Source organism: Ancylomarina sp. 16SWW S1-10-2 (assembly GCF_009669305.1).
In the GTDB taxonomy this organism is placed as follows: Bacteria; Bacteroidota; Bacteroidia; order Bacteroidales; family Marinifilaceae; genus Ancylomarina.
Map to the genome: position 1 here is coordinate 1 of NZ_SADB01000210.1, position 468 is coordinate 468.

The 468-nt window shown below is 46.4% G+C and carries 1 protein-coding gene; it reads right to left on the bottom strand.

The features are described 5' to 3' along the window. Positions 1-468, bottom strand: a 468-nt coding sequence (locus EMN46_RS19015) for an EAL domain-containing protein (protein WP_154202595.1), incomplete at both ends; no start/stop codon positions are given.

Below are 468 nucleotides of genomic sequence, written 5' to 3' on the forward strand. Positions count from 1 at the left end.
AAGTTGGAGAGTTGAGCAGGGTCAACAAACGGAAGCTGATAGAAACATCGTTCTGCAAGGCTTCGGCAAGGGCTTCGAAGTCCGGGGAAGGGTCTTCAATCAACTTGAGCAGTTTGAGCTTTACAATTTCCCCGGAGCGGAGCTTGCGCCCTTTTATATTTTCCGGTCGTTTGAAATAAAAGCCTTGAAAAAAATTGAACCCCAGTTTTTGGGCCATATTGAACTGGTCGGTGTTTTCCACACGTTTGGCGATAAGCTTGGTGTCGTACTCCCGACACATGTCGCATATGCGTTCCAGTTTCTTTTCATCTGTAGAGAGAAAATCAACTATAATGGCATCGGCATAGGCAATAAGGAATTCCCCTTGGGGCCTTGCTTCAAAGTCATCGATAGCAATGTAAAATCCGTCTTTGGATAGTTCTTTCAGGGCCTTGATCAAGTTGGGGGTGGGCGGTGTTGTTTCCGGAA